The sequence below is a fragment of the Bacillus sp. PAMC28748 genome (assembly GCF_014250415.1).
GTDB classification, from domain to species: domain Bacteria; phylum Bacillota; class Bacilli; order Bacillales; family Bacillaceae; genus Bacillus; species Bacillus licheniformis.
Genome location: NZ_CP060192.1, coordinates 2636759 through 2663006, shown reverse-complemented (window position 1 = coordinate 2663006; position 26248 = coordinate 2636759). Strand labels below are relative to the sequence as shown.

Genomic DNA, 26248 nt, shown 5'->3' with positions numbered 1-26248 from the left:
GTAAAAACCCTCTTTGCTTGTAATTCGTAAACTATCTTTTCATTATACTGGAGTTTATTGAAAAATCAATTTACGAACGCCTATTTGCATCAACCCGACTCTAGCTAATAAGTTTCAGCCCGACGGCAGATCCCAAAATGAGCGCGATGAAAAAGATGCGTTTTCCGTCTTTCGGCTCTCCGTAAAACAGGATGCCGACAAGCGCACCTCCGACCGTGCCGATCCCTGTCCACACTGCGTACGCGGTTCCCATCGGCAGCGTCTCCATCGCAAGGGAAAGCAAGAAAAAAGAAGCGGCAAACCCGATGATCAACAAAAAGATCCATCTCACCCGCTTGTCTTTATGAAACTGGTTCATCATCGTCACGCCAAGCATTTCCAGTATACCGGCGGCGATGAGGCAGATCCATTCCATTATGACGCCTCCCCTTTCTCTTCATTTGTTACAAGCTTCAAACCGATCACGCCGCATAGCAAAACACCGATCAGAGCAAGCTTGGCGATATTTGCCGGCTCATTGAACAAGGCGATTTCGCAGACGACCGTTCCCGCCGTCCCGAGACCGGTAAATACGGCATACACGGTTCCGACCGGCAGCTTCTCCCCCGCTTTCACCAGTATATAGAAGCTCATCACGACGGCGGCCGCCGTGCAGATCCATTCAAGTGCCGAATCGGCGTGTTTCAGCCCCATGACCCAGCCAATTTCAAACAAGGCTGCAAGTATGACACTGCCCCATCTCATCACAATCCCTCCAATTTCATTTTCAGCAAAAGAAAAAACCCGGGCTATCGATGGAAACGATACTCCCGGGCTTTTATCCCTCCGTGTGCATATGAACAAATCATATGTGTTTTCTCTCGGACCAGGCCACATACGAATGTGCGGAACCCTAGAAAACTTTAACGTTATGAAGTTTGCTAATTAGCATCATACCAAATCATACGAAAAAATCAACTGTTTTGCATGCGGAACTCTTTTAAGCAAGCCTGAATATGCGCCTGGTGATAGCGGTTATGATCAGACATATGCCAGATCCCCCAGCGGATCGTCGAAAACCCTCCCTCATACGGAACCTTCTTCAGCAAGTCTTTTTCCGAAAAGCCTTTAGCGGTGTGTTTCAACATCTCCAGCACCTCTTCATGCCACTCGATTAACACGGTCAAAGGGACGCCTGTCACCTCCGGCAAACGTCCGTTTTCATCCGTCATCGGTCCGTATTTCTCTTCCAGCTCTCTTGGAATTTCGCTTTCCTTCAGCCTGTAAACCCAGCGGACATCGACATTGATTAAATGATAGATCAGCTGGGCGATGCTGTTTTTGTCGCCATGCTCACCCTTATATTCCAGCTCTTCCCGGCTGATGCCGGAGACGATTGATTTCAGCCGTTCGATGTTTTCATTGACCGCCGAAAAAAGCAGCCCGACTGTCGGCGCCATCTCTTCATCTGGAGATAAATCTTTCAAAAACGGCATATCTTCACTCCTCCTGTTTAAAGATATTTTTCAGCAGCCCTTCATTTTCAGGAGCGAGGAAACTGAAACCATAGTAGGCAGCGACAGCCGACGCCGTTGTCCATACTGCGAGACTCCCCGTCATCCACAGCGCCGTTTGTCTGCGCTTGGCCCCAAAGCCCATGCACATAAACGCGGTTAAGTGGGAGCCGATAAAGAAAGGCCCGACGAAAGAAAGGCCCGGAATGCCGTAGGTCAGCCATATTTTTTTCGCCCTGCTTTTCCTTTTTGAGAACTTATCCGTCTCCGCTCTCCGCTCCCCGCGTCTTCTTTCTAGCCATACCTTCACTTTGTCAATTAAAAAAATAAGCAGCAGTACGGTTAATAGATTTCCGAATAGCGCGATAATAGCGGACGGAACAGGTTTAAGCCCGGCAATGATCGCTAGCGGCACGACACCGATCACTTCAAACCACGGAATCGCAGCCAAAATAAAGACGAGTACATAGCCCCACATCATATCCATATATCGGCCACCTTTCATGCTCTGATCATAAACGTTGTGATCGCCAAAAGGCAAGAGTCTTCACCTTAAAAAATATAATGCTCTTCTGTATTTCATTCATATTGAGCCGTATTTCTGGCACGCTTTGTTTCAATAAACATGACGAGAAGCAGCCCGATATAGGGAATATAAGTTTCTGCCATCATGGCTCCTGCTGAATCCCAGTTCATATACTGAAACAAAAAATGCGTTCCGGCTAAAAGCAGCGGCAATATGGACAAGGCTCCGGCTTTCAACCTGAAAGACAAACATACGATCACAAGAAACGACAGGGCCATAATCAGCCAGCGGCTTCCCCCATCAAACGAAAAAACCGGTGTCCCGAATTGCCGGTCAATAAAAATAATGGCCAAAATCGGAAAAAACGTCAAAGCGGCGTACACCATCGTATACATGAAGGCCGTATTCTTCCCTTTAAATGCTGTAATCCGGCCCAAAAGCGGCAACATAGCCGCTGCCAGCAAAATATAAAGCGGATAGCCTGCCAGCGTATAGACAGAATAATCGAGGCTGTCGTTCACGGCGTCGCTGAATATAAAATAGGATATTGCGCCGATTAAAATGGCAAAGAACAACTTGGCGATCTCCCCTGGCCTTGATGAAAGCTCTTTTGACAGCGCTTGAACATATGACTTGGGAGAATCCCCAAAAATTTGCCGGACGGTTTTTCCGTCCTTTTCTCCTTCCCAGGCATGAACGGTTAGCTCATTCATGATTCCTTCGATTTCTTTGTCGCTTTTTCCTGAAGACATTAAGTAGATTCTCATCTCGTCCAATACGTTTTGCATGTCCTTTGATAGCACAGTTTCACTTCTCCTTCAGTTTTTTTTCGAGCAGTGCATTGACGTTCCCGGATAATGCTTTCCAACGGTCGATGAACGATTGAAGCTCCGCTTCTCCAAGGGGTGTAAGTCTGTAATATTTTCTCTTCGGGCCGCTCGCCGACCGTTTTAGTTCGGTCTCCACCCATTTTTCCTTTTGCATGCGGAGGAGAATCGGATAGATGCTTCCTTCGCTGATATCCGAAAAACCGTATCCCGCAAGCACCTTTGTCATTTCATAGCCGTATATCTCCCCTTCTGATATAACGGCAAGCAGACATCCTTCTAAAATCCCTTTCAGCATTTGCGTTGAACTCATAAGCCACCTCTTTTATGTATCTTGCAATACAAGATACACGAATGATAACATACACTATTTTGCATTGCAATATACCTGAACAAAAAAGCGGACATCATCTGCATGTCCGCTTTGCTTGATTACTTCAGTTTTCCTGCGCCTGCGTGCGCTTCAACGATTGCCGGCACATCTTCTGCGTCGTCGATTTTTTCAAACAGCGTCGGCTTCCAGCCGGCCGATTTTTTAATAGACGCATTGTTTGCTTTGTTGTATGTGCTGACAACATCAATTTTTGCGACGCTTTTTTGGTTGTTTACGATCGTATCTTTTTCATATAAAGCGTCACCTTTAAAGACCTTCATCAGTTTTTGAGGCTTCGTTCCTTCCGGCAGGTCAAAGTAGTTGTCCTCAGCATAAATTTTTGAAGAATAGCCTACGCCCCATGAATAATTGTAGCTGTCTTTCGTGCTTTTAAAATAGTTGTTGTAAATGTGCACTTTTCCGTAGCGGACGCGCGGTGCCCGCTCTTTTATATTTTCGTAGAGATTGTGGTGGAATGTCACCCTTAAATGCCCGTTGTCTGCTTTGTAGCTGTCGCTTGATCCGATAATCGTGTTTTTAGAATGTCCTGAAAATATGCTGTATGACACCGTAATGAAATCCGACTGCTTTTTGATATCAAGCAGTCCGTCGTGATGCTGGAATTCGCGCCCGAAATGCGTTTCAGTCAGCTCATCAGGCTGATCTCCGTCATTGAATGAGCAGTGGTCGATCCAAATATTTTTGGACATTTCGATCAGCAGGTTGTCATATTCTGAATTCCAGTTACCGCTGCTCCCATCCGTCGGATCCCAGCCAGGGAAGAAATCGTACGCGTTTTCGAATTCGATATTGCGGATAATGACGTTTTCCGCGTTTTTGACATAAAGGCCTCCGCCGACGATTTTCGCATCATCTCCGAGCCCGATAATCGTTGTGTTCGAACCGACTCTGATCAAGACCCGTTCCTTTTGATTATCTTTCGAGCGGAGCCTTGCCTCTTCAAGCTTTCCTGTCGGCTCCTTTTTCCCCCATTTCTTCGGATCATAAGCTTTGAGATACGCTTCGATCGAATATTCGGGGTCTTTATAATCTTCATAGCCTAAAGGATTGTTGTCATCATCAACACTAAGATTGATTGTTCCCTTCACATAGATGATCTTCGGCGTATCATTTTCGCTGTTCTTTTTATTGTCTCCCCCTAATGCCTCAACAAGCTGCTTGCGGTTTTTGACCGTATATACCTGATCAGAAGAAGCGTCAGCGCCTCCGGTCGTTCCTTTTCCATAAGCGCCCCAGCCGTCTTTTGAGCCGAGGACGTCGCGTCCGTAGTCTGCCGCTTCGATTGGCGCAGATGTCCCGAGCAGCAGCAGGGCGCCTAAAATTATTACACTAAAAAACCTTTTCATCAATTGCACCTACCATCAAAATTTTTTCACAAAAACTAATATATGCTATAAAAATACAGAAAACAACATATTTTCCTCCTATTTTTTGTGACACCATTTTCAAATTTTATGACAAATGCCCTGTTCATTTTTATCAACGAATAAAAAAACAGACTCTTAATATTTTTCTGAAATAGCAGGAAATAAAAAAATCGCCTATTCGGCGAAAATTAATGGTCTTGCCCCGGTTTATAGAGATACGGGTCATGGGTTAACGGGCTGCCGGGATCTTCCGTATCAATTATAATTTCATTTTTTTCGTTCAAGGTGCCGAGCGTAATGGTTGGCAGCATCGCTTGCTCAATCCCTTTATCCTCTAATTTTTGAAACAGCCATTCTTTCGTTTTTTTCAAGTATTTTAAATTGTGTTCGATAATTTCGCCGTCTAAAATGAGCGGAATCGGCACGAAATTCCGCTTCGTCTCCAAGTTGAGGTCCCGCGGCTGTACAGGCCTTGCTTCCGATTTGGGAATCACGCTGATCTGGCCCGATTCTTCAATCAGGGCGAGGTCGATATCTTTTGGGTCGGCATAGCCTTTTTCGCGCTATTTGCCGAGCAGTTCATTGACAGTCAGCCGCTCTCTTTTTAATCCTCCTTTATCAATATTGCCGTTTCGGATCAGCACGGTCGGACTGACGACAAGAAACCATCGCCATTTATTGTGTAATGACAGCTTTTCAATCAACAAATAGAAGATCAGAAAGGTAAGCGCGTAATAAATGGACATTGAAATTTTAGAAGTAAGAATCGGTTCGCTGATGATCGTTCCAATCGCAAATGTCAGCAAAAGGTCGAAGTTCGTCATTTGCGAAACGGCTTTCTTCCCTGCGATTCGGAAAAGAATATAAGCTATAGAGAACACTAAAGCAGGCTTGGCTAAAAAAGTCCATACAAATTCAAGCATTTCACCCAAAACTTCTTTCCGTTTTTTGTAATTTATTTTGAACAAATATTGGGTAGTGTATTCATTGCACAGCAAAACCCCGGCAAACTGATGCTTGAGCCGGGGTTTTGTTCGTATGTTTACCAAGGTTTGTCAACAGCCAGCGCCTGGGCCAGCGCTTTGCTGTGTTTGCGATGGTTTTTCCGTTCTTCGGCGCGCTGCCGGGCGGTCTCGTGCAGCATGATTTCTTCTTCAGACTGCGGTACAACTTGGGGAACGGCCTGAGGATTGCCGTCCTGATCAAGCGCCACAAAGGTTAAAAAGGATGTCGCCGCAAGCTTTCGTTCGCCTGTCAGCAAATGCTCTTTAATGACTTTGACGAATACCTCCATTGACGTTCTGCCGACCCATGTCACATAAGATTCAAGGCAGACTGAATCCTCCTGGCGGATCGGTTCGAGAAAATCGACGGAATCCATTGAAGCTGTCACGGTTTCACACCTCGAGTGTCTCGCTGCCGAAATCGAAGCGATATCGTCGATATAGCTCATCAGCTTGCCGCCGAACAAGGTGTTGTGATTGTTCGTATCAAGCGGAAATACCCTGCTTGTTTTGACAACTTTTGATTCTTTGCAGTATCTCTTTTCAGGTCCATTCATCATCCATTACTCCTTTGATGTCTACTAAGATGCGTTTGTAAAGTGGATTTTTTCTATATTAAACACTATTAGAATTCATTTGTCTAAACTTTTTTATCCGGCTGACTGTCAGATTTTCTGGCTAAAAGGTTTATTTCCCGCTGCGGGTAGGGAATAATGAAATGACTAAAGAGAGGACGGGGGAATCAAAATGGACTCAGCATTATCGAAAAAAAACCGCGGGGCGGGCTGTACAAGCGAATACGACGTCTTAAAAAAAGTGGTGTTATGCAGACCGGAGTATATGGAGATTGCAGAAGTGATCAATGAAACACAGAAGTATTTTCAAAAGGATAATATCGATAAAACGCTGGCCGTCCGCCAGCATAATACATTGATAAAAGAATTGGAGAGCCGGGGTATTGAAGTCGTGATTCTGCCTGCTTTAAGCCAATTTCCGGAACAGGTTTTCACGCGCGATATCGGGTTTACGATCGGAGGCACTGTGTTTTCCGCGCAGCTTTCAGCCGACATCCGCCAGGGCGAAGAAAATGTCCTGCAGGAATGGCTGGCAAAAGAACAAATCTCCTGGACCGCATTTAATGAAGGCTATCAAATCGAAGGCGGCGACATCCTCGTCGACCAAAATACCATATATGCCGGCATCAGCCACAGAACGACGTTCTCGGCCGTCCAAGAGCTGAAGCGCAGGCTTCCCTCTTATGAAGTCATACCGGTTCCGTTTGAAGAAACGTTCCTTCATCTGGATTGCGTCTTCAACATTCTTTCGCCGACAGAAGCGCTTGTCTATCCAAAAGCCTTAGGAGAAAGAGAATACGACGTCTTGAAAAAGCGCTATGAGATGATCGAAATTACGGATGATGAACAGTTCCAACTCGGTACAAACGTTCTGTCCATCGGCAATAAAACCGTGATCAGCCTGCCTGTTAACCGCCACGTGAATCAGGAGCTCAGAAAAAGGGGCTATACGGTCATCGAAATCGACTTATCCGAGATCATAAAATCAGGCGGATCATTCAGATGCTGTACTCTGCCGATTGAGCGTACTTCCACTGAATGTTACAAAGGCGGCGCCTGATCCTTATTCCATTTCGAATCGGCGACTTAACAAATGTGGAAAAGCTGCCGGCACGCTGAGGAGCCCTGTAAATAGGGCTCCTTTTTTCTATAATCACCTCGCCTGCAGCGTCACCTTCAAGCCGGCCTCCTCTTTCCTTGCGTCTCCGTCATACAGATGGCAGGCGACAAAATGACCGTCGTCGGCTTCTTTTAACATCGGCTTTTTGGCGGCGCAAATGTCCATCGCGGCAGGACACCTCGTTCTGAAAACGCAGCCGCTCGGCGGATCGATCGGACTTGGCAGCTCGCCTTTCAGTATGATTCGTCTCCGCTTGTCTTCCACATCCGGATCGGGAATCGGGATAGCTGATAAAAGCGCCTGGGTGTAAGGATGCAGAGGTTCTTGATAAAGCCGGCCGCTGTCGGTGATCTCGACCATGTGCCCGAGATACATGACGCCGATCCGGTCGCTGATGTGCTTCACCATGGAAAGATCGTGGGCGATAAATAAAAACGTGAGCCCTTTTTCCTTTTGCAGCTTTTTTAAAAGGTTGACGACCTGCGCTTGCACGGAGACGTCAAGTGCCGATATCGGCTCATCGGCGACGATGAATTCAGGTTCAAGCGCAAGCGCTCTGGCGATGCCGATTCTTTGCCTCTGTCCGCCGCTGAATTCATGAGGATAGCGATTGGCAAAGCTTTTGTGCAGACCGACTGCTTCCAGAAGCTCGTCCGCCTTTTCAAGACGCGCCTTTTTCCCTCCGTAGAGGCCGTGGATTTCCATAGGTTCTGTCATAATCTCCCTGACGGTTAACCTCGGATTTAATGAAGCATACGGGTCTTGAAAAATCATTTGAATTTTGCGGTTGTACTGGAATGATTCATCATCGCTCAAATGGTGGATGTTTTTCCCCCGATATGTAACCTCGCCTTCTGTCGGCTGATAAAGACGCATCAGCACTCTTCCGGATGTCGACTTGCCGCAGCCCGATTCTCCGACGAGCCCGAACGTCTCTCCTTCTTTAATATCAAATGAAATGCCGTCGACCGCTTTGACCGTTTTGCCCCTTCCGGCGTCAAAGTGCATTTTCAGACGGCTGACTTTCAATAAAGCGCCGGTTTGCATGCCAATCCCCCCGTTTTATTTAAAAATAGCGCCTGATGGCACACAGCTCTTTTTCATAAATTGTACCTTTAAGAGATATGACCTCGATCGATTTGCCCGTTTTTGGAGAGTGAAGCATCTCTCCGTTTCCGCAGTAAATGCCGACGTGGTGAACCCGTCCTCTGCCTTCTTCATATGCGAAAAACAGTAAATCGCCCCGCTTCGGGCTGCTGAAGGATACCTCTTTTCCGCCTTTCGCCTGGTCGCCGGCATCGCGCGGCGCGGAGCGGCCGTTCGCCTTCAGCATATTGAAGACAAATCCTGAGCAGTCGTAGCCAAACCCGCTCATCCCTCCCCAAAGATAGGGCAGGTTCAAAAACGCCTGACCGGTTTGAACGATATCGTCTCCGCTGCCTTTTACAGGTGTTTCGAGATCCGCATCTTCTTTTTTCAGCCATTTGCGGCCAAGCGGTGTATCGACCTCAAACCAGACGCCGCCGGAAGACAAGACGGGCAGCTTGGTGAGAAAGCTCAGCTCAATAACTTTCGTTTTCTTGTCATCATATAAGAAAGCCGTCGGTTTTTGAATAACGGCGCTTGTCTCAGACTTCGCCGGGCTTTTTTCGACCAGGCAGTCCTTTGGAATCCAGCCCGGGTAGCCGCGTTTGTCTTTTGCAGACGGCTGTCCCGGAATGATGACGAACGCCCAGTCTCCCCGCTCCTTTATAAGTTGGACATCTTCGCCGAAAAGCACTTGCGTTTGAACAAGGTTTGCCGTACATAGCTCAAGGCGCTCCTCGTAGGACAATTCGTCAAGCCAGCTTCTCACATGTACAGGGTTTGACAGCATCATCCGGTCAATTGTGCGCGGCGCTTCCGGACTGGTCCAGACATTGGCGACTGAGACGGCTGTCGTATAAAGGCTCATTTGTCCTCTCCCCCCTCATGGCAGACTTTCGTGATTCCGAGTCCGGGAGCATCCGGTATCGTGATCGTTCCTGCATGATAGCGGATGCCGCCTTCAACGATATCCTCCTTCAGCATGAGCGGCGCATCAAAATCGAATTTTGTCACATTTTTCTGGCTTGCTGCGAAGTGGACGGCCGCTGTGATGCCGAGCCTTGTCTCGATCATGCTTCCGGCCATGCATTCCACTCCGCACGCTTCTGCCATGGCGTTGATTTTCAGCGCCTGGCGGATGCCGCCTGCCTTCATCAGTTTAATATTGATGAGATCGGCGCTTCTCGTTTTCAGCACGTGAAAAGCATCCCTTGGGGTAAACACGCTTTCGTCCGCCATAATCGGCGTATCGACGGCATCTGTCACCTGTTTCAAGCCTTCGAGATCGAGCCGGTGGACCGGCTGTTCGACAAGCTCGATCGAAAGCCCCTCATCCTCCATTTTCCGAATGGCTTTGACCGCCTGTTTCGCCGTCCAGCCTTGATTGGCGTCCACGCGGATTCGGACAGCGGGACCCGCTTGTTTGCGGATTTCCCTGATCCGTTCGAGGTCTGTTGCCATGTCGTTTTTTCCAACCTTAATTTTGAGCGTGCGAAACCCTTCCTGTACATAGCGGGCCGCGTCTTTCCCCATTTCTTCCGGGTCATTGACGCTGACGGTAAAATCCGTCTCGATCTCCCGTCTGTATCCGCCCAGCAATTGATACAGGGGAAGACCGCAAAGCTGCGCCAAGCAATCGTAGACGGCTGTTTCTACAGCGGCCTTTGCGCTTGTATTTCCAACAATCAGCTTGTCGATATCATGAAATATCGCCTCAGCCATTCGCAAGTTGCACCCGGTGAGGGCGGGTGCGAGAATCGTGTTGACTGCCCCCTCAATACTGTCAAGCGTCTCACCGGTAATAACAGCAGTCGGAGGCGCTTCTCCCCAGCCTGTCATCCCGTTTTCAGCCGTTACTTTGACAATGACGGCTTCTGCGGTGCGGACGGTTCGAAGCGCTGTTTTAAAAGGTTTTTTCAGCGGAACGGCGATGCGGTTTGTCGTAATCTCGGCAATCTTCATGGCGGCCTCCTTTCCCATTAAGAAATTCCCGGTTCGATGGTGAGCCGTTTTTTGCCGGCGTCAAGGACGGCTTTCACTCCTACCGGTACGGCGATATTCGGTGAACAATGGCCGATTTTAAAGCCGGACAGCGCCGGTTTTCCTTCAGAGGCGATATAATCTTGGAAAACCTCTTTTAATGTGAGCGACTTATCGCGTTTTTTCGGGATGCAGTTATGAAAATCGCACAGCAGGATGCCGGCGGCGTCCGATAATTTCCCGGCCATTTTTAATTGATTCAGCATCCGGTCGATTCGATAAGGCTCTTCATCGACATCCTCGATAAACAAAAGCTTTCCTTTCGTATCAATTTCATAAGGCGTACCGAGCGTCGTCACCAGAAGAGCGAGGTTTCCGCCGACGAGCTCCCCTTCCGCCGCGCCGTGTACGAGCGTTTCCAAAGGCGACAGTTCCTCTGTATAAGAGAGCGTCATTTTTTGAAACAGCTGCTGAAAGGAGCGGCGGGTAAGCGGATGCACGTCATCTTTGCCGATGTCAGAACTGAGCATCGGTCCGTGAAATGTAATAAGTCCGGTATTTTGCCTGATCGCTGTATGTAAAAAAGTGATATCTGAATAGCCCCAAAAAATTTTCGGGCGGCTTTTGATGAGCCGGTAGTCAATTTTCCCGGCAATCCGTGCCGTTCCGTAACCTCCGCAGGCACAGATGACAGCCTTAACCGAACGGTCTTCAAACATGTCGTGCAGATCCCCCAGACGCTCTTCATCGCTCCCCGCCAAATAGCCGTGTCTTTCGGCGGCTGAGCGTCCCACTTTGACTTCAAGTCCAAGCTCTTTTAAAAACCGGACGGCCCGGTCAAGCTTTTCAGGAACGGGCGGACTGGCCGGCGCAATCACACCAACCGTATCTCCCTTCATTAATCTTTGAGGCGCAATATTCAACAGAGACATCCCCCTTTATGAAAAGTCCGTCCGCTCCTGTGCGGCAGTATGCACAAAGAAAATAGCAGACGGACAATTTTGGTCATGACGTTTTTTCGGCCCATTTCAGTTCAATGTAGCCGACAGGATGACGGACGATGCCTTTCACATTCTCCTTTTCCAAATGGACTTGATTATAGAAGTGGATCGGTATGATCGGCATCCCTTCAAACAGCAGTTCTTCAGCCTGATGCAGCAGCTCAGTGCGCTTTTCTTCATCAGCTTCATTTTTCGCCGCCTTGATCAGCTCGTCATACTCTGAATTGCCCCAGCCGGTTCTGTTCATTGCGTTACCCGTTTGAAAGCTTTCCAGGAAGTTGATAGGATCCGCATAATCAGCCAGAAAAGAGCTTTGGGAAAACTGGAACTTGAGCGCCTTCTGTTCTTCAAGGAATGTGTTCCATTCCATATTGGCGAGCTTCACATCGACGCCGAGCGTACTTTTCAGTTTTTGCTGAACCGCTTCCGCCATTTTTTTATGCTCCGGTTTTGTGCTGTATGTCAAGGTAACGGCGGGCAGCTTTTCGTAGTTTTCCTCCTTCATGCCTTTATCGAGCAGCTGTTTCGCTTCATCGGCGTTATATTTGAGCAAATCGCCGCCTTCCTCGCGAAAATCCTTGCCGTTCGGCCCTTTGATTCCCGGAGACACAAATCCGCGTGCCGGTTTTTCACCGTTTTTCGTGACGTAATCGACGATTTCCTGCTGATCGACGGCCATCGCAAACGCTTTTCTGATTTTTTCATTCTGGAACGGCTCTTTATTGACATTGAACCTGTAAAAATAAAGACCCGCCTGATCAAACACCTTCACCTCATCAGAGCCCATCAGCTTCTCGCTCATTTCAGCCGGGACATAAGCCGTATCAAGTTCATTCGACTCGAACATTTGGTAGTCGGTATTTCGGTCATCGACCATCGCCCATGTCACTTTATCAAGCTTCACAGTATCCCGGTCCCAATACGTATCGCTCTTTACCATCGTAAAGCTTTCATCGTGCTTCCATTCTGCCAGCTTAAACGGACCGTTGCCGACGAATGTGGCTGCTTCTTCATGCCATTTCGGATTGTCTTCGGCGATTTTCTGAGGAACCGGGAAAAAGGCCGGATTGGCTACAATGCTTAAAAACGACTGCTGCCGACTTTCAAGCGTCACCTTAAGCGTCTTTTCATCCACCGCTTTGACTTTGACATCATCTTTTGAACCTTTTCCGCTGTTAAAGGCCTCACCGCCTTCGATAAAGTAGCCTAAAAACGCGGCAGAGGAGCCCGTTTTCGGATCGAGCAGACGCTTCCACGCATATTCAAAATCCCCGGCGGTTAAAGGGTCTCCGTTTGACCATTTGGCATCATCACGGATTGTAAAAGTATATGTCTTCCCGTCGTCGGAAATGTTCCACTTTTCGGCGGACGCCGCTTCGGGCTCATGGTCTGCGCCAAGTCTTGTCAAACCTTCCATCAGATTGTTCAGCGCCTGCCATGAGACATTATTAAAGCCGATCGGCGGATCAAAAGATGTCGGTTCATTTTCGTTGTTCAGCCTCAGTACCTGTTCTCCAGCCGTTTCTTTCGCTTTCTTCTTCGTTTCCTGCCCCGCCTGTTCATTTGCCGTACATCCGAACAGCAGGATGACCGCAAATGCGGAAGCCAACACGCTCGTCAGCCTTTTCATCAAATCCCCCCATTTGAAAAATCGATTTTATGATTATGTTGTCAGCAGAGCCCTTTTTGCCCTTTCATCCTGAAGCCAGCAGCACACTCGATGACCCACCGAGACTTCTGTAACGGCAGGATGGATTTTGCCGCACACTTCCATTGCGCGGGAACAGCGCGCCGTAAACGGACATCCTTCAGGCGGAGAAAACAAATCCGGCGGTGTTCCGTCAATCGGAACGAGGTCTGCATCTTCAAGGTCAAGCCTCGGAACGGAGTGCAGCAAGCCTTTTGTATACGGGTGCTGCGGACGGTAAAAAATATCCCTCCTCGCTCCCGTTTCAGCTATTTTCCCTGCGTACATCACGGCGATTCTGTCTGCCGTCTGTGCGACTACGCCCAAATCATGGGTGATTAAAATGATGGATACCCCGGTTTTCCGCTGAATGTCTTTAAAAAGCTCAAGAATTTGCGCCTGAATGGTGACATCAAGCGCGGTCGTCGGTTCATCCGCAATCAAAATCTCCGGTTCGCAGATGAGCGCCATGGCGATTACGATCCGCTGCCTCATCCCTCCGCTGAATTGGTGCGGATACTGCCTCAAACGCTCTTTCGGATTCGGGATCCCGACGAGCTCAAGCATCGAAATGACTGCTTTTCGAGCGTCTGTTTTAGACACGGGCCGATGTTCCAACAGCGCTTCTGCCAGCTGGTCTCCGACGGTCAAGGTCGGATTCAGGGCCGTCATCGGATCCTGGAAGATCATTGAGATTTCGGCTCCTCTGATCTTTCTCATCTCTTTTTCGGACAGGTAGCGCAAGTCTTTTCCCTTAAAGCGGATCGCACCGTCTGTGACCGTTGCCGAAAACTTCGGCAAAAGCCGCATGATGCTTTGCGATGTCACGCTTTTTCCGCATCCCGACTCGCCGACAATCGCAAACGTCTCCCCCTCATATAACTCAAAGCTCACGCCGCGGACGGCTTTGACCGTTCCGCCGTATGTCGTAAATGAAACATGCAAATTCTCGACTTCCAATACTTTTTTCCGCAAAAATACATTACCTCCTCAGCTTCGGATCTAACGCATCCTGCAGTCCGTCTCCAACAACATTAAAGGCGAACATAGTTAATGAAATAAAGAAAGCGGGAAAAAACAGCCGCCACCAGTGTCCCGACAAGATCACCGGAAGGCCGTCGTTCGCCATGACACCCCAGCTCGCAAACGGGGCTTGAATGCCCAAACCGAGGAAACTGAGAAATGCCTCGGCAAAAATGGCCGACGGCACCGTCAAGGTCATCTGGACGATGATCGCTCCCATCATGTTAGGAAGCAGATTCCGCCTGATGATCCTTACCGTTTTCGCTCCGAAGGTTTTGGATGCGAGAACATGCTCATCATGCTTCACCTTCAAAACCTGCCCCCTGACGATCCGCGCCATGCCGACCCAGCCGGTGACAGTCAGCGCGACGAGGATCGTCCCGAGTCCAGGCCCCATCATGACCATGAGAAGAATGACGACCAATAAATAAGGCAGTCCGTGCAGCACTTCGATGACCCGCATCATGGCGTGGTCTGTTTTGCCGCCTTTATAGCCGGCGATGCCGCCGTAGATGACGCCGATTGCAAAATCGATCAAAGCCGCCATAACACCGACAAACAGAGAAATCCTCGCTCCGTACCACGTTCTTGTAAACACATCGCGTCCGAGCTCATCAGTTCCGAACCAATGCTCCGTCGACGGAGGCAGGTTTTGCTCGGATAGCGTCTGCTGGGTGACGCTGTGCGGAGAAAGAACCGGTCCGAGAGCAGCCATGAAGAACAGGAAGATTAACACGCCCAATCCCGCCATCGCCAGCTTGTTTTTCCTTAAAATCCGCCAGGCGTTCTGCCAATATGACAGACTCGGCCTTGCGACGGATTCACGCTCATCCTGCTTCTGTTTCAGCGGGGCAAACCATTCAACAGGGATATCACTGCCTGAAGACGCTTCTTTTTCTGTGCGGACTGGAAGGCTCATAAGCTCACCCTTTCTTATGCAGTTTAATACGCGGATCCAGTATTCCGTAGGCCATGTCAACGAGAAACAACATGATGATGAGGATGATGCTGTAAAAAACGGTGGTGCCCATAATCACGGGGTAATCGCGGGAGTTGATGCTTTCAACAAAATATTTTCCCATGCCCGGAATCGCAAAGATTTTTTCGATGACGAAGCTCCCCGTTAAAATCGCAGCGGTAAGCGTCCCGAGAATCGTTACAACAGGCATAAGGGCGTTTTTCAGGGCGTGCTTCATGACAATTTTAAAAGGGGAAAGCCCTTTAGCCCGGGCTGTTCGGATATAATCCTGCGTCAGCACTTCGATCATGCTGGATCGTGTCAGCCTTGCGATAATCGCCAGCGGCCCCATCGCCAAAGCCGCAGTCGGAAGCACCATATGAAGCGGGCTCGTCCATGTCGACGGAGGGAATATGTTCCAATTAACGGCAAATTGCTGTATCAGCAAGGTTGCCATAATAAAGTTGGGAACCGAAATGCCGAGTACGGCAATGGTCATCGCTATATAGTCGATGATGCCGTTTTGCCGCAGCGCAGCAAAGATTCCGAGTGCGATTCCGGAAATGACCGCCACAATAAGCGCCGTCATCCCCAGCTCAAACGAAACGGGAAATCCTCTTGACAGCAAGTCGTTCACGCTTTGCGAAGGCTGCTTGATCGACGGCCCGAAATCAAAGGTAACGATCGACTTTACATAGTACAAATATTGAACAAAGAGAGGCTCATCCAGCTGATAGTAAGCCTCAAGGTTGCGCTGAACCGCTTCGTTCGTATTTCTTTCTTCATTGAAGGGAGAGCCCGGAATCACTTTCATCATCACAAAGGTCAATGTCGTGATCACCAAAATGGTTGCCAGCATCCACAGCAGCCGCTTCATGATGTAACCCGCCATTTTCATCCCACCTTCCTAGGAGAATGTCGTTCTCATCGCAAGCTCGGTCATGACAAGCATCGCTTGATAGGCTTCAAGAATGTCTTTCGCTTGATAGCGGACAGTCGTCGTTTGCGGTTCGATTTCAGCACCCGGCATCAGACTGGCCCACTCGGCTTGGCCGTAATTGGCAAATTCTATCCGCAGCACCGGCCTGTCCGGAGGTGTGAGCGGCTTGACTTGACCGCGGTTTTGAATCGCATATGCCATCCGTTCTCTTAATAGCCGCCCCGCTTTCTCCGGCGTCAGACATTTGACCGCCGAACGGGAGACCGTTTCTTTGACGGCTGCTGTCGTTACGTTCGGAATCAGCTCCTCCGCCTCAGCTGCCGCCTCGCTGTCACCGGCAGCCATGATGACCGGGACGCCGTAATAACCGGCAACATAGGCGTTGAACCCCAGCTCGCCGACCGCCTGATCGTTGATGTAAAAATGTCTGACGCCGAAAATCATGCTGTGCGACATCACGCCTCTCATCGACGCTCTCGCATGGTAGCCGACGAACACGGCTCCGTCGTATGTATCATCAAGCCCCTGAACCATCGAAAACGGCTTGACATCTCCCGAAATAAGCCGCGCTTCAGGATGGAGCCTCTCAATTAACAGGTTGTTCATTTTAGAGTGGCTGTCATTAACAATCACCTCTCTGCATCCATTTTTGAACGCTTCGTCAATCACATGATTGGCCTCGTCCGTCATGATCTTCCGGCCTCTCTCATAGTTCGGCTTGCTTGAATCGACGAACGTATCATCCGGAAGCCCGGAAATCCCCTCCATATCAACAGACATATACAGCTTCACAAAAAACCACCCCTTAAAAACGTCTCAAATTTTTTATTATTTTGGGAATATTCTAACAAATTATATTAGAATTTTAATAGAAATGCAATAACAATTGGTAATTTTAGAAATTTAATATAAAATTGGAATTTTGATGAATGTTGTCGAATGCAAATAAAAAAGCTGCCTGGTCAGGCAGCTTGCGGATATCCGGATATGTCGATGAATGCCGCGGCTCACTGCCGGCGGACAGCGTCTTTGATGACTTCATATTTCTTCATCGTTCTGGCAAACAGCTCGTCAAAGACTTCCGGCATGGCATCTTGAATGACTTCCGCACCTTCTGCGGTTATGCCGCCTTTTGTCGCCACCCGATCAAGCGTTTGAGCAAACGTCATGTCTTTTTCCATTAACAGCTTGCCTGTTCCCAGCAATGAATGAATCAGAAATTGAAACGCTTCTTCTTTCGTGAGGCTGCTGTTTCTGACAGCGGCTTGAGCAAATTCTTCAAAAATCGAAGCGATGAACCCCGGTGAAGAGCTTGTTAAATTGCTCGCAGCGTCAATATCTCTCTCATTGATCTGTTTGACTGTGCTGAAGGCGGAAAGATATTCTTCCAGCCGGCTTTTGTCCGCCTCAGCGACCCGCTCGCCGTGGACAACAAGCGAAACGCCGATCCCGGCTTCAGATGTGAGTGTCGGAATGTATCTCGTCACCTGTCCGCTTGTCCAGTCGTGAAGCCGGTCAAGCTCGACCCCCGCGGCAATCGAAACGATGTGGACATCCTCCTGAAGAAACGGCTGTATTTTTTCAAGCGTTTCTTTTACCGCCATCGGCGGTACACAGATGAAGATCAGGCCGCACTGTTTGGCGAGCTCATCAGCTGATTGACAGGCGACATTCGGATAAAGCTTTTTCAGCTCCTCTGTTTTCCCGTCATTCCTTGAGCTGACGACCACCATGTCATCCCTGATTTTCCCCTGATCTAGCAGTTTCACCGCAATCATCTGCGCCATGCTTCCGTATCCGATAAATCCAATCTTGTTCAACGTTTAGAACACCTCTGACATGTCATATTATAAATAGCACCCTATATATTCTATCCTTTTTCTTTGACAATTTCCCACAATGTTTTCATGTTTATCCCACAGTCTTTGTTTATGATTAAGGCATCAAAGGATATGATAACAATAGGAGCGTGAAAATGATGGAATATAATAGAGAAGATCAGCTTGAAACAAAAAACGAACTCATCGTCTCCGATCAAAAGCCCGACCAGGCGATAAAAAAAGCAGAACAGCAAAAGCGGAGACTCTCGTGGATGACGCCGATTCTCAGCGGCATCATCGGAGGAAGCCTCGTTCTCGGCGTCACGACATACCAGCATAGCAAAGACGAAACGGCCAATACATCCGTCCAGACGCAAACAAACGAGACGTCGAACTCATCGGCTTCTTCCACTAAAGCGAATACCGAAAAATTGTCCAGCACCAATTCGTCCGACATTTCTACAATGGTTGAAAATGTATCTCCCGCCATCGTCGGTATTTCAAACTATCAAAAACAAACAGAGAGCGGTATGTTCGGTTTTGAAAGCAACAGCAGCAGCTCAAGCGAACAAGAAACAGGCACAGGCTCAGGTGTCATCTATAAAAAAGCAAACGGCAAAGCATACATTATTACAAATAACCACGTTGTCGAAGGCGCGTCTAAACTGACGGTTTCCCTGTCCAACGGCAAAGAAGTGGAAGGTAAATTGCTGGGCAGCGATTCGTTGACAGACCTTGCCGTTGTTGAAATTTCCGCTGATCACGTGGAAAAAGTCGCCTCTTTCGGCGATTCGTCAAGCTTGAAAGCAGGCGAATCGGTGATCGCTATTGGAAACCCGCTCGGCAAAGATCTGTCCCGCACGGTGACACAAGGCATCATCAGCGGTGTTGATCGGACCGTTTCCGTAGATACATCCGCAGGCCAAACCGAGATGAACGTCATTCAAACCGACGCGGCCATCAACCCCGGCAACAGCGGAGGCGCCCTTTTGAATACAAAGGGTGAAGTGATCGGCATCAACAGCATGAAAATCAGTGAAAGCGGAGTAGAAGGCATCGGATTTGCGATTCCAAGCAATGATGTCAAACCGATTGCAGAAGAGCTGATGTCTAAAGGAAAAATTGAGCGCCCGTTCATCGGAATCGGCATGATGGATCTTGAGCAGGTGCCGGAAAACTATCAAACAGGCACCCTCGGATTAAGCGGCAGCCAGTTAAACAAAGGCGTCTACATCCGCCAGGTCGCTTCAGGCTCCCCAGCTGAAAAAGCGGGCCTTAAAGAGAACGATGTCATCGTCAGCTTTAACGGAAAAGAAACCGATACAGGAAGCGCGCTGCGCAACCTTCTTTACAACGATGCAAAAATCGGGGATACGGTAAAGGTTACCCTCATTCGAAACGGCAAAACCATGACAAAACAAATCACCCTTGACCAGAAAGAATCCGCATCATCTTAACAGCATGCCCCCCTTTACGGGGCCGCCGGCTGTGCCGGATGCCTTTTATATAAAGACTCTGTTAGATTTGGATGTTGTTAAATACGCAAAAATAAAGGGAAGCCGTAGTAAAAACGGTTTCCTTCAATCTTGTTATGTAACTCACACGATTCTGAAACAATTTAAGAACCGTCTTATATAAGACGGTTCTCCAAAGATTCGATTGCCAGTTTTAGTGCAGTCAGGCGACGCTCATTTAATGTTTTTTGAGGACTGCCTTCTTTTGCTTTTGCTATTTGTTTTTCAATAGATGGAATGATACCTTTTAAAACTTTTTTAGTAGTCAATATGATTTCTTCGTTATAGCCGAAATCTTCTCCATACCAAGTACCTTTTAGGCTTTCTAAACCAATTTTCACTGCGTTTAGTCTCTTTTTGACAAGAGTTGTGTTTGAACCTTTTTCTGTCGTGCTTTTATAAGCATTTGTTAGTTTATTAAAAGTTGATTCCAAAGATTTAATGGACAAATCTTGGATTTCTTGGCTGACAGTATTCATATACAAACCTCACTTTTCATTTTTAATAACCCAACATTTTATAAATTTCTATTCAGCGCTTTCTAACAATCCTACTGAATGGTTGAATTAGGACTGCACATTCATTTTTGCGAGTCGCAAACTGTCATATGTCTCTGTTATAATCGAACACCAACAATGGAAGAAGGTTCAGCATAGCGTTTAACCCATTGGTACACTTGTTCTTTTTCAGCTCGTGGTAATTTGCCGATATACTTTAACAAGTTGCAAACGCTTCGCTCACCTTGATAGCCTCTCATCGAATGTTTGTTCTCATCTGATTATACCAATATTATGGAAAGTTATCAAATATCAACATTTACGTTTAACAGAGCCTATATAAAAAACGAGGTCCTTTTCGGGACCTCGTTTTTTTATCGGATCGGTTTCAGCCGCGCTTCAATCTCTTTCCGCCGATGCTCGAGATACGGCGGAAGGGCAAGGCTTTGGCCGAGCTCATCAATTGATTCATCAACGGCAAAGCCAGGACCGTCAGTCGACAGTTCAAAAAGTATGCCGTTCGGTTCTCTGAAATACAGCGCCTTAAAATAATAGCGTTCCACAATCCCTGAATTCGAAAAGCCGTTCTCACTGATTATCTCATGCCACTGCTTAAGTTCTTCTTCATCTTTGACGCGGAAAGCGACATGATGGACGCTTCCTCTTCCGGGACGCTCTCTTCTGCCGTCATCTGACTGTTTCACATGCACCTCCGTGCCTGCTCCTCCTTCACCCGATTCAAATATGTGAAGCGTTTGGCCGGATTCGTCAGCCTGTTCCTCACCGATTTTATGAAAGCCGAGAATATCGGTCAGCACCGCCGCCGTCGGACCGGCGTCCCTGACAGTCAGTTCGACCGGGCCGAGCCCCCTGATTGCAGCATCCTCAGGAATGACGCCGTTTTTCACAGGCACTCCATGGTCTTTTCCCTTTTCATCAGCTACAAACATCATGTTCTGTCCTTCATGATCTAAAAAGCGGAGAATGCTCCGCCCCGCACGCGTCTCGATGCCGCAAATCTCTGTGCCGAGCTCATGAAGCCGCTTCTCCCAAAATTCGAGTGCTTGTTCACCGGGAACCCGAAGTGATACGGCCGAAATACAGTTCGTCCCTTCCCGTCTCCGGGCAAGCATCGGAATCTCGAAAAATGTCAAATCCGAACCCGGAGACGCGACTTCATCCCCGTAAAACAAGTGGTACATGGTCGGATCGTCCTGATTGACCGATTTCTTTATCAGTTTCATGCCAAGCCCTTTGACATAGAAATCCAGGTTATGCTGGGCGTTTGCTGTTAAAGCAGATACGTGGTGAATGCCATTTACGTTCATTCTATCATCTCCCAATTAAATATCTCGAATTCGAGATTTATTCTTTCTCCAAAATAGGCGATTTGATTTGAAAAGTCAACCAAACCGTCTTCCCGGTCGGGCCTCCCTCCCTCTCCTATAAAAACTAACAATATATCAAAAATCATATATTAAAGTTCGGTTATTGATGGTTATCCCGGGGTTTACGACCTTGAAATGTTTAACATATACAAGAAATACGAAAATCAGAAAATTTATTTAATTTTTCTTTTTTAAAAAAGGTATTACAATATAAAAATAGTTTTCTATGAAAGAGATCACATCAATGGGAGGCATAGCAATGAATGCAGAAGCAAACGGACTAAAAAAAGAGATAGGCTTGTTATTTGCGCTATCTCTTGTGATTGGAACGATCATCGGTTCCGGCGTGTTTATGAAGCCCGGCAGCGTGCTTTCCTATTCCGGAAACGCACAAATCGCTCTTTTCGCCTGGCTTCTCGGCGGAATCTTGACGCTTGCCGGCGGGCTGACCATCGCTGAACTGGGCGCACAGATTCCGAAAACAGGCGGTCTTTACACATATCTTGAAGAAATTTACGGCGAGTTCTGGGGCTTCTTATGCGGCTGGGTGCAGATCATCATCTACGGACCGGCCATCATCGGCGCACTTGGATTATATTTCGGCTCGCTTGTGGCCAACTTGTTTTCCTGGGATAAATCCTGGACTGCACTCATCGGCATCATCACCGTCGCCTTTTTATGCATCGTCAACATCGTCGGAACAAAATACGGCGGAGCGGTTCAGACGATCACAACGATCGGAAAGCTGATTCCCATTGTATGTATCATTGTGTTCGGTCTATGGCAGGGCGATGAATATATTTTCAGTTCGGTCACGGAGAGCATCGCCAGCCAAAACTTCGGGGCGGCGGTATTGGCGACGCTATTCGCGTATGACGGCTGGATCCTTCTTGCAGCACTCGGCGGAGAAATGAAGAATCCGGAAAAAGTGCTTCCGAAAGCGATGACAGGCGGCATACTGATCGTCACTGCCTGCTATCTGTTCATTAACTTGGCGCTGCTTCACATTCTTCCTGCCGATCAGATTGTCAAGCTCGGCGAAAATGCGACAAGCACAGCCGCGACCATGCTGTTCGGGCCGCTCGGCGGCAAGCTGATATCCATCGGAATTATCGTCAGCATCTTCGGCTGCTTAAACGGAAAGGTTCTGTCTTTTCCGCGCGTGATCTTTGCAATGGCTGAGAAAAAACAGCTGCCTTTCTCCCGCTGGATCTCGCATGTTCATCCGGCATTCCATACGCCTTGGATCGCAGTCATCGTCCAGATGATTATCGCTGTCATTTTAATGATCATCAGCAATCCTGAAAAGCTGTCAGAGGTTTCGATTTTTATGATTTACATCTTCTATGTCATGGCGTTTTTCGCGGTATTTATTTTGCGGAGACGGAAGAACGGCCAAGGAAGATCTTACAGCGTGCCGCTCTATCCTTACCTGCCTGTAGCGGCGATTCTCGGGTCATTGTTTGTCCTTGTCAGCACGCTCATCACAGACTTCTACAGCTGCCTGTGGTCGATCTTGATCGGTCTCGTCGGTCTCCCGGTTTATTTTTGGATGAAAAAAAGAAATAAAAACGGCTCAGCTGCCTGAGCCGAAGCCGCCGGCACATGAGCCCGGCGGTTTTTTTTTATCCCTTCACAGACCCGATCAGAATGCCTTTGGCAAAATGCTTCTGCAAAAACGGGTACACGGCTAAAATCGGAAGCGTCGCAATGACGATGACGGCCAGTTTGATCGATTGTTCAGGCGGCACCGTTTCCATCATATCATTCGTCGTCCCCGTCAGATCCGAAAGAATCGTCACTTGGCGCAGCACCATTTGCAGCGGCCATTTCGCACTGTCATTGATGTACAGCAAAGCATGGAAAAAGTCGTTCCAAATGCCGACCGCATAAAACAGCGCAAAAGTCGCAATAATCGGCTTAGACAGCGGCAGTGCGATCCTTAAGAACACGCCGATTTCTGAACAGCCGTCAATCTTGGCCGACTCCTCAAGCTCTTTCGGAAGCTGCTGAAAAAAGTTTTTAATAATAATGAGATTGAACGGGTTGATCGCCATCGGCAAAATCAGCGCCCAATAGGAATCGAGCAGTCCCAGTGATTTGACGACGATATACGTCGGAATCATTCCTCCGCTGAAAAGCATCGCAAAAATGACGAGATTCAAAAGCAGATTCCTTCCCTTGATGTGCCGTTTTGCAAGAGGATAGGCCATCGTAAATGTAAAAAAGAGCTGGACGATCGTTCCCACGACCGTTATAAGCACAGACACCCCCATGCTCCTGATAAATGTCGGCGTTGAAAAAATATAGCGGTACGCGTCAAGCGAGAACGTCTCGGGAAAGATAAAGAAGCTCCTTTCCGCCAGCTCGGCCTCCGTCGCAAATGACCCCGCGATAATATACAGAAAAGGCAAGACGGTTATCAGTCCGCAGCAGCCGAGAAAGATCACATTAAACCAATCGAACACCCGGCCCGCTTTTGTGTTATGGATCGTTTCCGCACCGGACATCCCTTTCACCTCCATTCATTAAAACAGACCGTCCTGGTCAAACTTTTTCGCGATATAGTTGGCGCAGAATATCAGGATGATCCCGACAACCGATTTGAAAAGACCGACTGCCGTACTGTAGCTGTATGCGCCCTGCGTGATTCCGACAACATAGACATATGTGTCGAAGATTTCAGCTACGCTCCGGTTTAAGGAATTGGTCATTAAAAAAATCTGTTCGAAGCCGATGTTCAAAAAGCTGCCGATTCTTAAGATGAGAAGCACGACGATCGTGCTTCTGATGGCCGGAAGGGTAATGTGCCACATTCTCCTCAACCTTCCTGCACCGTCCATCACTGCCGCTTCATACTGCTCTTGGTCAACCGAAGCGAGCGCCGCCAGAAACAGGATCGTTCCCCAGCCCGTCTCCTTCCATATGCTTTGCAGCACAATCATCGGCCTGAACCATTCGGGATCTGAGAGAAACGCAATCTCTCGGCCCGTTATGCTTTGCAGCACTTTATTCATCACGCCCGTATCAACCGTGAAAAAGACAAACGTTATGCTGACGACGATCGTCCATGAGACGAAATGCGGAACATATATAAACGTCTGAATGCACCGTTTATAGATGGCGTGCCGCAGTTCATTCAGTAAAAGAGCGACAATGAGCGGGGCCGGAAATGCAAAGATCAAATCGAGAGCGGCCAGCATAAGCGTGTTTCGGAGCAGACGGAAGAAGTCAGGATTCATAAAGAAATCTTTAAAATACTCGAATCCGACCCATTCGCTCTGCCAAAATCCGAGATAAGGCGAATAATCCTTGAAGGCGATTAATACGCCCCACATCGGCCAATATTTAAATATGAGAAAATATAAAACACCGGGAACAAGCAGAAGATAAAGCCATTTATCCCGTTTTACGGCCTCTAGCCCAGTCGGTTTCTTTTCTGTCTTAACAGCGGGCTTCCCTGTTTTTGCGGTGATTTCCATGTGCCGCATCCCCCCTTTCGTGTGCTGTTTAAAGACCTGAGCTATTTAGTCTCCTTGTAGCGTTTGTTCAGTTCTTTCATCAAATCTTCGCCCCCGCTTTTATACCAAAGCTCAACGGCGTCTTGAAAGCCTTTTTCATCGATGTCGCCGATGATAAACTGTGTTTTGGCATCGAGGATGATGTTGTCAAGCTGTGCCCCTTTTTGGGTGTATACATCTGAAACGAGCGATTCTGCCGGGTTGAATACGGCGATTTTCTCCCCTTCTTTGCGAATCTGTTCACGGTGTTTAAACAGCTTTGATTCTTGCTTTTCCACATAGTATCTTTGTTCCGGAATGCCCATGCTGAACTGCGCAAGACCCTCGTGCTCGTAAAGCAGTTTTTTGTTGTTTTTTTCAAGGGACGTGTACGCACCGTTTTCAAGCTTATAGTTGCGCCCTTTTACGCCGTTATTGGCAATGATCTGTGCCTCTTCATCGTTCATTTTGTCCAAGAAGCCGAGCACTTCTTTTAGTTCTTTTTCCGTTTTGACGCTCGCTTTCGGGATGGCAATCATTCCGGCGTATCCTGATGTCGGGAATGTATACGTTCCTTTCGGGCCTTTGACCGTTCCGATGACATCGATCACATCCTTGTTTCCGGGATCGGCTTCCTCCATTGCGCTTTGTATCTGCGATGCCCGCGAACCGGTATCGACGATCACACCAGCTTTCCCTTTGACGACCGGATCGTTCCACTTCGCTGAATCCATTACGGCGAAGTCTTTATTGATCAGCCCCTCATCATACAGCTTTTTGAAAAAACGCAGCGCTTCCATATATTCTTCTGTTGTGAAGTCCGGAATGAGTTCCCCTTTTTCGTCTACTCCGTAGCGGTTTGGAGCACCGAACCATGTCTGCATAATATCCCATGGGCTCCCGTTGCCTAGCCCCATCCATTTCGGGACTACCATGCCGTACGTATCGTCCTTTCCGTTTCCGTCGGGGTCTTTTTCTTTAAACGCTTTCAGTACGTCGTAAAATTCGTCGATTGTTTTCGGCATCTCCAGGCCGACATTTTCGAGCCAGTCCGTTCTGATGATAATCGAAGCGCGGATGAGGTCCCTCGCCCTGTAAATGCCGTAAATCTCGCCGTTAATGGAACTGTTCTTCATCACTTTCTCATCGGCCTTTCCAAGGTTCGGGTAGTCTTTTAAATAAGGTGAAAGCTCCCAGAACGCGCCTGATTTGACAGACTTGATAAAACCCGGCGACTTGTCCGTGACGACAATGGCTTGCGGCAAATCCCCCGAGGCCATGACGATGTTGAATTTATCATTATAGGAAGAGTTCGGAACCCATGTCACTTTAATTTGTTTTTTCGTGTATTTTTCGAGCGCTTTTAAAGACGGACTGTTTTCTCCCGGACTTTCCGGCGAGAGGAGCGGAGCCATAATATGAATGGCATCCTTCTCTTTTCCTTTCCCGTCTTGATTCGACGTCTCATTTGCACTGCACCCGATAAGGAGCAAAAAGACAGCGGGTGCAGCGAGCCACTTGTTTCCCTTCAGCTTCAGTCTTGCCATT

26 protein-coding genes, 1 pseudogene and 1 riboswitch are annotated in these 26248 nt (G+C 48.1%); of the genes and pseudogenes, 3 read left to right on the top strand and 24 right to left on the bottom strand.

The window, feature by feature from the left end; translation table 11 throughout:
* Positions 1–100: 100 nt before the first annotated feature.
* The 9 genes and pseudogenes from H7F26_RS13585 to H7F26_RS13545 form a co-directional block, all read right to left on the bottom strand.
* A complete protein-coding gene (locus H7F26_RS13585; RefSeq protein ID WP_003180981.1) occupies positions 101–415 on the bottom strand; it encodes a DMT family transporter in 315 nt (104 codons plus the stop codon).
* A complete protein-coding gene (locus tag H7F26_RS13580) occupies positions 415–744 on the bottom strand; it encodes a DMT family transporter (protein WP_003180979.1) in 330 nt (109 codons plus the stop codon). Before H7F26_RS13580 ends, H7F26_RS13585 begins: the two co-directional genes overlap by 1 nt.
* A gap of 60 nt (positions 745–804) precedes the next feature.
* Positions 805–907: riboswitch (guanidine-I (ykkC/yxkD leader) on the bottom strand.
* Between the two features lie 46 nt (positions 908–953).
* Positions 954–1475 (bottom strand): DinB family protein, encoded by a 522-nt coding sequence (locus H7F26_RS13575; RefSeq protein WP_003180977.1) that lies wholly within the window; start codon positions 1473–1475, stop codon positions 954–956.
* A 4-nt stretch (positions 1476–1479) separates the two neighbouring features.
* Positions 1480–1980, bottom strand: a complete 501-nt coding sequence (locus H7F26_RS13570; RefSeq protein WP_009328688.1) for a small multi-drug export protein — start codon at positions 1978–1980, stop codon at positions 1480–1482.
* Positions 1981–2072: 92 nt separating this feature from the next.
* Entirely contained in the window at positions 2073–2822 is a 750-nt protein-coding gene (locus H7F26_RS13565; RefSeq protein ID WP_009328689.1) for a DUF1129 domain-containing protein, read from the bottom strand.
* A 4-nt stretch (positions 2823–2826) separates the two neighbouring features.
* Positions 2827–3159 (bottom strand): PadR family transcriptional regulator, encoded by a 333-nt coding sequence (locus H7F26_RS13560; RefSeq protein ID WP_003180971.1) that lies wholly within the window; start codon positions 3157–3159, stop codon positions 2827–2829.
* 119 nt (positions 3160–3278) lie between these two features.
* Positions 3279–4586: a pectate lyase family protein gene (locus tag H7F26_RS13555; protein ID WP_009328690.1), complete on the bottom strand. Its 1308-nt coding sequence runs from the start codon at positions 4584–4586 to the stop codon at positions 3279–3281.
* A gap of 209 nt (positions 4587–4795) precedes the next feature.
* A pseudogene (locus H7F26_RS13550) lies at positions 4796–5530 on the bottom strand (DUF421 domain-containing protein).
* A 119-nt stretch (positions 5531–5649) separates the two neighbouring features.
* Positions 5650–6168 (bottom strand): acyl-CoA thioesterase, encoded by a 519-nt coding sequence (locus H7F26_RS13545; protein WP_011197830.1) that lies wholly within the window; start codon positions 6166–6168, stop codon positions 5650–5652.
* A gap of 190 nt (positions 6169–6358) precedes the next feature.
* On the opposite strand from H7F26_RS13545, the gene H7F26_RS13540 reads away from it, so the two are divergent.
* Positions 6359–7246, top strand: a complete 888-nt coding sequence (locus H7F26_RS13540; RefSeq protein WP_009328693.1) for a dimethylarginine dimethylaminohydrolase family protein — start codon at positions 6359–6361, stop codon at positions 7244–7246.
* 93 nt (positions 7247–7339) lie between these two features.
* Here the strand turns inward: H7F26_RS13540 and H7F26_RS13535 are convergent, their stop codons facing one another.
* The 10 genes from H7F26_RS13535 to proG all read right to left on the bottom strand — a co-directional run bounded on the left by H7F26_RS13535 (position 7340) and on the right by proG (position 17801).
* The gene (locus H7F26_RS13535; protein WP_009328694.1) at positions 7340–8353 is read right to left on the bottom strand and encodes an ABC transporter ATP-binding protein; all 1014 of its coding nucleotides are present in this window, start codon (positions 8351–8353) and stop codon (positions 7340–7342) included.
* Between the two features lie 19 nt (positions 8354–8372).
* Positions 8373–9260 (bottom strand): C40 family peptidase, encoded by an 888-nt coding sequence (locus tag H7F26_RS13530; RefSeq protein WP_009328695.1) that lies wholly within the window; start codon positions 9258–9260, stop codon positions 8373–8375.
* On the bottom strand, positions 9257–10354 hold the full coding sequence (locus H7F26_RS13525) for a mandelate racemase/muconate lactonizing enzyme family protein (RefSeq protein WP_009328696.1): 1098 nt from the start codon (positions 10352–10354) through the stop codon (positions 9257–9259). Before H7F26_RS13525 ends, H7F26_RS13530 begins: the two co-directional genes overlap by 4 nt.
* Positions 10355–10371: 17 nt before the next feature.
* Complete coding sequence (locus H7F26_RS13520) at positions 10372–11304, bottom strand: S66 peptidase family protein (RefSeq protein ID WP_009328697.1); 933 nt, start codon at positions 11302–11304, stop codon at positions 10372–10374.
* Positions 11305–11377: 73 nt separating this feature from the next.
* Positions 11378–13003: a peptide ABC transporter substrate-binding protein gene (locus tag H7F26_RS13515; RefSeq protein ID WP_185855187.1), complete on the bottom strand. Its 1626-nt coding sequence runs from the start codon at positions 13001–13003 to the stop codon at positions 11378–11380.
* A 33-nt stretch (positions 13004–13036) separates the two neighbouring features.
* Positions 13037–14035, bottom strand: coding sequence for an ABC transporter ATP-binding protein (locus H7F26_RS13510; RefSeq protein WP_075223547.1), 999 nt, complete (start codon positions 14033–14035; stop codon positions 13037–13039).
* A 7-nt stretch (positions 14036–14042) separates the two neighbouring features.
* On the bottom strand, positions 14043–15002 hold the full coding sequence (locus H7F26_RS13505) for an ABC transporter permease (RefSeq protein WP_009328700.1): 960 nt from the start codon (positions 15000–15002) through the stop codon (positions 14043–14045).
* Between the two features lie 4 nt (positions 15003–15006).
* Positions 15007–15933 carry an ABC transporter permease gene (locus H7F26_RS13500; RefSeq protein WP_009328701.1) on the bottom strand — a complete coding sequence of 309 codons (927 nt, stop codon included), beginning with the start codon at positions 15931–15933 and terminating at the stop codon, positions 15007–15009.
* Between the two features lie 15 nt (positions 15934–15948).
* Positions 15949–16773, bottom strand: a complete 825-nt coding sequence (locus tag H7F26_RS13495; protein ID WP_009328702.1) for a M55 family metallopeptidase — start codon at positions 16771–16773, stop codon at positions 15949–15951.
* A gap of 215 nt (positions 16774–16988) precedes the next feature.
* Positions 16989–17801: a pyrroline-5-carboxylate reductase ProG gene (proG, locus tag H7F26_RS13490; RefSeq protein WP_011197828.1), complete on the bottom strand. Its 813-nt coding sequence runs from the start codon at positions 17799–17801 to the stop codon at positions 16989–16991.
* A 158-nt stretch (positions 17802–17959) separates the two neighbouring features.
* Here proG and H7F26_RS13485 point away from each other — a divergent pair, with 158 nt between their 5' ends.
* Complete coding sequence (locus H7F26_RS13485; RefSeq protein WP_011197827.1) at positions 17960–19258, top strand: S1C family serine protease; 1299 nt, start codon at positions 17960–17962, stop codon at positions 19256–19258.
* Positions 19259–19431: 173 nt separating this feature from the next.
* Here H7F26_RS13485 and H7F26_RS13480 read toward each other — a convergent pair whose 3' ends face one another.
* Positions 19432–19794 carry a hypothetical protein gene (locus H7F26_RS13480; protein WP_003180937.1) on the bottom strand — a complete coding sequence of 121 codons (363 nt, stop codon included), beginning with the start codon at positions 19792–19794 and terminating at the stop codon, positions 19432–19434.
* A 392-nt stretch (positions 19795–20186) separates the two neighbouring features.
* A complete protein-coding gene (locus H7F26_RS13475) occupies positions 20187–21140 on the bottom strand; it encodes a ring-cleaving dioxygenase (RefSeq protein ID WP_011197826.1) in 954 nt (317 codons plus the stop codon).
* A gap of 319 nt (positions 21141–21459) precedes the next feature.
* Between H7F26_RS13475 and H7F26_RS13470 the strand changes: the two genes are divergently transcribed.
* Positions 21460–22788, top strand: a complete 1329-nt coding sequence (locus tag H7F26_RS13470; protein ID WP_009328706.1) for an APC family permease — start codon at positions 21460–21462, stop codon at positions 22786–22788.
* A gap of 37 nt (positions 22789–22825) precedes the next feature.
* Here H7F26_RS13470 and H7F26_RS13465 read toward each other — a convergent pair whose 3' ends face one another.
* Genes H7F26_RS13465 through H7F26_RS13455 form a run of 3 tightly spaced genes read right to left on the bottom strand, consistent with a single transcriptional unit; the run spans position 22826 to position 26247 of the window.
* On the bottom strand, positions 22826–23710 hold the full coding sequence (locus H7F26_RS13465; protein ID WP_003180929.1) for a carbohydrate ABC transporter permease: 885 nt from the start codon (positions 23708–23710) through the stop codon (positions 22826–22828).
* An 18-nt stretch (positions 23711–23728) separates the two neighbouring features.
* Positions 23729–24682 carry an ABC transporter permease gene (locus H7F26_RS13460; protein ID WP_003180927.1) on the bottom strand — a complete coding sequence of 318 codons (954 nt, stop codon included), beginning with the start codon at positions 24680–24682 and terminating at the stop codon, positions 23729–23731.
* Between the two features lie 41 nt (positions 24683–24723).
* On the bottom strand, positions 24724–26247 hold the full coding sequence (locus H7F26_RS13455; protein WP_003180925.1) for an extracellular solute-binding protein: 1524 nt from the start codon (positions 26245–26247) through the stop codon (positions 24724–24726).
* Position 26248: the final 1 nt, after the last annotated feature.